5 protein-coding genes are annotated in these 4,969 nt (G+C 73.0%); 3 read left to right on the top strand and 2 right to left on the bottom strand.

The window, feature by feature from the left end:
• Positions 1 to 152: 152 nt before the first annotated feature.
• Positions 153 to 323: a hypothetical protein gene (locus tag B4E30_RS00175; RefSeq protein ID WP_286792995.1), complete on the bottom strand. Its 171-nt coding sequence runs from the start codon at positions 321 to 323 to the stop codon at positions 153 to 155.
• Between the two features lie 105 nt (positions 324 to 428).
• Positions 429 to 1,472, bottom strand: coding sequence for a LacI family DNA-binding transcriptional regulator (locus tag B4E30_RS00170; RefSeq protein WP_286792994.1), 1,044 nt, complete (start codon positions 1,470 to 1,472; stop codon positions 429 to 431).
• Between the two features lie 126 nt (positions 1,473 to 1,598).
• On the opposite strand from B4E30_RS00170, the gene galT reads away from it, so the two are divergent.
• From galT to B4E30_RS00155, 3 genes are all read left to right on the top strand, one after another.
• Positions 1,599 to 2,774: a galactose-1-phosphate uridylyltransferase gene (gene galT, locus B4E30_RS00165; protein ID WP_286792993.1), complete on the top strand. Its 1,176-nt coding sequence runs from the start codon at positions 1,599 to 1,601 to the stop codon at positions 2,772 to 2,774.
• Positions 2,771 to 3,970, top strand: coding sequence for a galactokinase (gene galK, locus B4E30_RS00160; protein WP_286792991.1), 1,200 nt, complete (start codon positions 2,771 to 2,773; stop codon positions 3,968 to 3,970). Before galT ends, galK begins: the two co-directional genes overlap by 4 nt.
• 146 nt (positions 3,971 to 4,116) lie before the next feature.
• The gene (locus B4E30_RS00155; RefSeq protein ID WP_286792989.1) at positions 4,117 to 4,968 is read left to right on the top strand and encodes an alpha/beta fold hydrolase; all 852 of its coding nucleotides are present in this window, start codon (positions 4,117 to 4,119) and stop codon (positions 4,966 to 4,968) included.
• Position 4,969 lies beyond the last annotated feature (1 nt).

The following is a 4,969-nucleotide window of genomic DNA, read 5'->3' as shown; positions in this document are numbered from 1 at the left end:
TTGAACGAGTCCACCGCGAGCACCACGGTGCCTGGAGGACGGCCCTCGGTCGCTGCGGTCATGCCACTCCTTCGTCGACGCGGTCGCGATGGGATGGACTCCGGTGGAGCGCACCCCAGGGAAAGCGTATTCCACTCGCGAAGACGATGCGACTAAGCGTCTACCGGCCGCGCGGTGCCCTCCGTCACATAGACGACCTCGCCGGTCTCGATCTCGACCCCGACGACGAACTTCCCCGAGGGCGTCGCGCGAACGTCGACGACCTCCCCCTCCCCGCGAGGCGTTGCGACGGCGGTACCGGGCGTGAGGGATGAGCGCGTCATGCCTCGATCCTCCCGCGAGGACGCTCCCGCCGCATCCCCCGCCCGTCGGATCCTCCGCCTCCGCCTCCCAGCGGAGTCAGCGGCCGAGCGACGCGGCGCACGCGGTCATCGGCGAGGTGCCGTGCTCGCCCGTTCGACGAGCTGGGCCGGGATGACCGCGCCACCCCCGGACGGATCATCGACGAGGGTCGATACGGCGGCCTCGCCGAGCGCGTCGAAGTCCTGCCGCACGGTCGTCAGCGGCGGCCGGTAGTCCCGGGCGTCCGGCACGTCGTCGAATCCGACCACGCTCACGTCCGCGGGAACGTCGAGTCCCCGCTCGGCGAGGCCCCGGAGCATCCCGAGCGCCATCTGGTCGTTCGCGCAGAACACCGCCGTCGCGGCGTCGTCCAGCAGCGCTGCGGCGGCGTGGCCGGCGCCCGACGTCCACGCACCGCGCAGCGGCTCCGCGACCTCGAGCCCCGCATCCTCGAGCGCCTCGCGCCAACCGCGCTCGCGCTCGGACGCCGCGTAGCTGCCGAGCGGGCCGGCGAGATGACGGATGCGCGTGTGACCGAGCGCGATCAGGTGCCGCGTCGCCGCCCACGCGCCGCCGGCATGGTCGGTCTGCACGGTACCGGTGCGCCCGGCACCCGCCTGCCCGGAACCCGCCTGCCCGTTCCGCGCCGAAGCGGTACCGGGCCGAGTGGAACTCCCCGGTCCCGCCGCGTCCTCCGTGGGCGCGTCGACGACGACCAGCCGCAGACCCTCCGGCGGCGCGACGTCCCGCGCGAGGAGGGTCGCCTCGTTCAGCACGATCACCCCGTCGACGCCCTGGTCCTCGAGCCGCTCGAAGGCCGACGCGACGCCGCCGTCGACCTCGGCGTGCAGCGTGACCACGACGAGGGCGAGGCCCCGCGACGCGGCCGCATCCGAGACCGCCTGCAGCATGCGCGAGTTGCCGACCGTGGCGAGGGTCGACACCACGAGCCCGATGGTGTGGGTGCGACCGGTGCGCAGCGCACGTGCGGCGCGATGCGGCCGGTAGCCCAGTTCGGCCATCGCCGCCTCGACGCGCGCCCGCGTCACCGGATCCACCCGCGGGCTGCCGTTGACCACGCGCGAGACCGTCTGTCCGGAGACGCCGGCGCGCGCGGCCACGTCAGCCATCGAGACCCGCCGCATCTGTCCCGCGATCCGCCTCGGCATGCGTTCCCCTCTCGCACCGACCGGCGTCATCGGGTGAACAACGCAGGCATGTTGACGCTAACACACCCCTCCAGGTACCGTGTTGACGTGAACACACCTGAGTTCTTCACGACCGAGCTCTCCGGCGGCGTCGTCAAGCGCGCCACCCGCCTTGCCGACGGCCGCGAGCTGATCTACTTCGACGACCCGGGCACGTCGCTGCCGGCCGAGCGCGCCATTGACACCCGCACCCTGGATGCGCGCCCCGCCACCGCGACGATGCGGCGGGACGTCCTCACCGGCGACTGGGTCTCGATCGCCGCGGCACGGCAGAACCGCGCGTTCCTGCCGCCGGCGCACCTCGATCCGCTCGCCCCGCAGACGGCGACCAACCCGTCGGAGGTGCCCTCCGTCTACGACGTCGCGGTGTTCGAGAACAAGTCGCCCTCGTTCGGCCCGGCCCTGGCCCGCGCCACCGGCGACGCACCCGCCGCCGACGACGCGCCGCAGAGCCTCGACGACCTAGACGCTCCGGGGCTCGGCCGCACCCGAACCTCGGTCGGACGCTGCGAGGTCGTGTGCTTCAGCCCCGAGCACGCGGGGTCGTTCGGCACCCAGAGCGCCACGCGCGCCCGCACCGTCATCGAGGCGTGGGCCGATCGCACCGCCGCCCTGTCCGCCCTGCCCGGCATCGCGCAGGTGTTCCCGTTCGAGAACCGCGGCGAAGAGATCGGGGTCACCCTCCAGCACCCCCACGGGCAGATCTACTCCTACCCGTACATCACTCCCCGCACCCAGTCGCTGCTGCGCTCGATCGCCCGCGAGGGCGACGACCTGTTCGCGCGCATCGTCGCGTTCGAGGCGGCCGGTCCCCGAGTCGTGCTCGAGGCCGAGCACTGGCTCGCCTACGTGCCCTTCGCGGCTCGCTGGCCGATCGAACTGCACCTCGCACCCCGGCGCCATGCCGCCGACTTCACCGAGCTGACGGATGCCGAGCGCGACGAACTCGCCACGGTCTACCTGCGTCTGCTCCGAGGCGTCGACGCCCTGTACGACACCCCCACGCCGTACATCGCCGCGTGGCACCAGGCCCCGGTCGCCCTCGGACGCGACACGGCGCGCCTGCACCTGCAGCTGACCTCCCCGCGCCGCGCCGCCGACAAGCTGAAGTACCTCGCCGGATCCGAGGCCGCCATGGGGGCCTGGATCGGCGACATCCCGCCCGAAACCGCCGCCGACCGCCTGCGCGAGGCCGTCGCATCCGTCCCGGAGGTGTCCCTGTGACCTCGCCCGAACCCGCATCCGACACCGCCCGGCAGGCACGCGAGCTCTTCCGCGAGCTGACCGGAGCCGAGCCGGTGGGAACGTGGTCGGCGCCGGGCCGGGTGAACCTCATCGGCGAGCACACCGACTACAACGACGGCTTCGTGCTGCCCTTCGCCATCCCCTTCCGCACCCACGTCGCGGTGACTCCGCGCACCGACGGGGTACTGCGGGTCGTGTCCGACTTCGACCCGGTGCCGGTCGAGGTGCCGGTCGCCGAACTCGAGGCCCTGTTCCCGGCGCGTCGCGACGAGGTGCCGGAGTGGGCCCGGTATCCGCTCGGTGTCGCGTGGGCGCTGCTCGCCGCATCCGGAACCGCCGCGACCGCCGTCACCGGCGCCGACCTGGCCTTCTCGTCCGATGTGCCGGTGGGCGCGGGCCTGTCGTCGTCCGCGGCGATCGAGGGGGCCACGGCGACCGCGCTCGCCGACACGTGGGGGCTCGATCTCGACCGTGTCGCCCTCGCCCGGGCCGGGCGCACCGCCGAGAACGAAGCGGTGGGAGCACCCACCGGGATCATGGATCAGATGGCCTCGATGCTGGGCGAAGCCGACGCGGCCATCTTCCTGGACTGCCGCACGCTCGCCACCGAGGTCGTCGACCTCGGGTTCGACGCCGCCGACCTCGAGCTCGTCGTCATGGACACCGGCGTGAAGCACTCCCACGCCACCGGCGGCTACGGCGAGCGCCGTGCGGCCTGCGAGCGCGGGGCCGCGGCGATGGAGGTCGCGGCCCTCCGCGACGTCTCGGTCGACGACCTGCCGCGGGTGGCCGAGCGCGTCGACGAGGTGACGTTCCGCCGCGTGCGCCACATCGTGACCGAGAACCAGCGCGTGCTGGACACCGTGGCGGTGCTGCGGAATGCCGGACCCACCGCGATCGGCGAGCTCCTCGTCGCCTCGCACGCGTCGATGCGCGACGACTTCGAGATCTCGGTGCCCGAGCTCGACACCGCGGTGGATGCCGCGCTGGCCGCCGGCGCGATCGGCGCCCGCATGACCGGCGGCGGGTTCGGCGGGGCGGCGATCGCCCTGGTCTCGCGCGAGAAGGTCGCCGACGTGACCGACGCCGTGCGGCGTGCGTTCGCCGCACGCGGCTTCGCTGCCCCTCACGTGTTCTCGGTCACCGCCGCCACCGGCGCCGGCCGCGACGCCTGAGGCCTCGCAGCGGCCGTACCCCACCACGCGCATCGCGGACGGTCAAGCCCTGGCCCGCACGCGTCGCCGGCCGTAGCGTCGACGGCGGATCGGACACTCCGGTCCGCCCCGGCATCCCGGGAGCGCAGCGAGAAGGGCGACCGCACGTGGCGTACATCACCGTCGGGACCGAGAACTCGGTCGACGTCGAGCTCCACTACACCGACCAGGGACCGAGCACCGGAACGCCGGTCGTGCTCATCCACGGCTATCCGCTGAACGGAGAGTCGTGGGCCCGGCAGCAGTATCCGCTGCTGGATGCCGGCTACCGCGTCATCGCCTACGACCGGCGCGGCTTCGGGGCATCCACGAAGACCGCCTCCGGCGCCGACTACGACACGTACGCCGCCGACCTCCACGCACTCATGGAAGAGCTGGACCTTCGCGACGCCGTGCTCCTCGGCTTCTCCATGGGCACCGGCGAGATCGCCCGCTACCTGGGCCGCTACGGCACTGACCGCGTCGCCAAGGCCGGGCTGCTCAGCGGCATCCTCCCCTACCTGCTCGCCACCGACGACAATCCCGACGGCGCCGGGCCGCAGGGGTTCTTCGACGACCTGCGCGCGCAGGTGAGGGATGACCGCTTCGCCTTCGTGCGCGGGTTCTTCGAGGGCTTCTACAACCTCGAGGAGAACCTCGACCGGCGCATCTCGCAGGACGCCGTCGACGCGAACGTGCAGGTGGCCGCGCACGCGGGCAACGTCGCGATCGCCGACGCGACGCTGACGTGGCCGACCGACTTCCGCGCCGACATCGCCGAGGTGGCCGCGAGCGGCATCCCGTGCCTGATCGTGCACGGCACCGCCGACAACGTCGTGCCCATCGACGCGTCGGCCCGACGGCTGCGGGACCTTCTGCCGGAGGCGACGTACGTCGAGCTCGAGGGCGCACCGCACGGCCTGCTGTGGACCCACGCCGACCAGGTGAACGAGGCCATCTCGGCGTTCCTGTCGGTGTGAA

Origin of the sequence: Microbacterium sp. UBA3394 (assembly GCF_002358725.1) — a bacterium.
Taxonomy (GTDB): domain Bacteria; phylum Actinomycetota; class Actinomycetes; order Actinomycetales; family Microbacteriaceae; genus Microbacterium; species Microbacterium luteum.
Note: the sequence above shows the minus strand (reverse complement) of the source record. Positions and strands in the feature narration are given on the sequence as shown.

Coding starts and splice junctions, on each gene's coding strand:
- B4E30_RS00175 (WP_286792995.1), bottom strand. CDS start 323: ATGACGCGCTCATCCCTCACGCCCGGTACCGCCGTCGCAACGCCTCGC.
- B4E30_RS00170 (WP_286792994.1), bottom strand. CDS start 1,472: ATGGCTGACGTGGCCGCGCGCGCCGGCGTCTCCGGACAGACGGTCTCG.